Origin of the sequence: Brachybacterium sp. HMSC06H03, assembly GCF_001807385.1 — a bacterium.
GTDB classification, from domain to species: Bacteria; Actinomycetota; Actinomycetes; order Actinomycetales; family Dermabacteraceae; genus Brachybacterium; species Brachybacterium conglomeratum.
The window spans coordinates 9,968-11,722 of sequence record NZ_KV788789.1; the positions used below are offsets into that span (position 1 = coordinate 9,968).

The 1,755-nt window shown below is 73.7% G+C and carries 2 protein-coding genes; both read left to right on the forward strand.

From position 1 onward, the window contains the following. Positions 1-290 precede the first annotated feature (290 nt). Entirely contained in the window at positions 291-1,289 is a 999-nt protein-coding gene (locus tag HMPREF3159_RS08700) for a dihydroxyacetone kinase subunit DhaK (protein WP_070500669.1), read from the forward strand. 11 nt (positions 1,290-1,300) lie between these two features. Then, on the forward strand, positions 1,301-1,755 hold a 455-nt coding region (locus HMPREF3159_RS08705; protein ID WP_070500670.1), incomplete at its 3' end, for a DAK2 domain-containing protein.

Below are 1,755 nucleotides of genomic sequence, written 5' to 3' on the forward strand. Positions count from 1 at the left end.
CCCGCCCCTCGGTCCGGACGCCGCTCGAGGCCAGACGCCGCGCCCGCAGCAGGTCACGCACGGCTGAGATCACGATCCACAGCCCCGCCAGGACCAGCAGCAGTGCGACCAATGCGAACATCGCGCCGAATGTGCCGAAGCCCATGCGCACCCCGTCCATGGTTCCCCCTTGCTCTCACCCGTCGGCCCCCGCCGACGTGTCACTCCGACCGAGCGTACCGGGTACGGCGCGGCGCGGGACGGCGAGGGCTAGAGTCGGGATCGAGCATCCGCCCGCGGGAAGGACCCTCATGCGACGCAGCATCGTCAACGACCCCGACCAGCTCGTGCCCGAGGCGCTGGAGGGCTTCGTCCTCAGCCATCCGGGCCGTCTCGCCCTCGACGCCGAGCACCGCTTCGTCCGACGCGCCGAGCCCGCGAGGGGCAAGGTCGGCCTCGTCTCCGGCGGCGGCTCAGGCCACGAACCGCTGCACGCCGGCTTCGTCGGGAAGGGCATGCTCGACGTCGCGGTCGCCGGCGCCGTCTTCGCGAGCCCCACCGCGTTGCAGGTCCTCGAGGCGACCAAGGCCGCGGACTCCGGCCGCGGCGTCGTCCAGATCGTCAAGAACTACACCGGCGACGTGCTGAACTTCCGCATCGCCGGGGAGATCAGCGGCGACGACCAGGTCGAGACCGAGATCGTGCTGGTGGACGACGACCTCGCCACCGACACGGCCGACGGGGGAGGCCCGGGTCGCCGCGGCACCGCCGCCACCGTGATCGTCGAGAAGGTGTGCGGCGCCGCCGCCGAGGAGGGCCAGGACCTCGCCGCGGTCGCCGAGGTGGGCCGACGCGTCGCCGTCTCCGCCCGCACCATGAGCCTCGCGCTGACCGCCGGCACCCACCCCGGCGACGAGGAGCCGCAGTTCACGCTCGGTGACGACGAGGTCGAGCTCGGCGTCGGCATCCACGGTGAGCGCGCCGCCCAGCGCGTCCCCTTCACCACGGCCGACGGCCTCACCGACCTGCTGCTCGACCCGCTGCTCGAGGAGCTCTCGCTCGAGCGTGGCACCGAGGTGCTCGCGATCGTCAATGGCCTTGGGGGCACCTACCCGCTCGAGCTGAACCTCGTCGCCCGCCGCCTCCACCACCGTCTCGATGACGCCGGTCTCGCCGTCGGCCGCAGCCTCGTCGGCTCCTACGTGACCAGCCTCGACATGCACGGCGTCTCGCTGACGCTGATGCCGCTGGACGAGGAGCTGCGCCGTCTCTGGGACGCGCCCGTCCAGACCCCTGCCCTGACCTGGTGAGGAGCACCGCGATGACCGACCACGCCCTGCCCGACGACTTCGGCCGCCTCGTCGTCACGACCCTTCGCGAGACCCTCGAGGGTGCCGCGCCCGCGCTCGGCGATCTCGACCGCCGCGCCGGCGACGGCGACTTCGGCGACAACGTCCGCACCGCCATGAAGAACCTCGGCCGCGAGCTCGAGGGCGGCGAGCCCGCCGACTACCGCGGCTGGGTCACCGCCATGTCCCGCGCCTGGCTCGGCGTGGGCGGCACCTCCGGCCCCCTGTTCGGCATGTTCTACCGCGACCTCGCCAAGGCCGCCGGCGACGGCGAGGTCCCGGACCTCGCCGCGCTCGCCGAGGCGCTCGAGGCCGGGCAGGCCGTGATCCAGAAGTACGGCGAGGCCGAGGTGGGCGACCGCACCATGGTCGACGCCCTCGCCCCCGCCGTCGCCGCGCTGCGCGAGGCCGCCGGCTCCGGGGCCGA

Coding starts and splice junctions, on each gene's coding strand:
- HMPREF3159_RS08700 (WP_070500669.1), top strand. CDS start 291: ATGCGACGCAGCATCGTCAACGACCCCGACCAGCTCGTGCCCGAGGCG.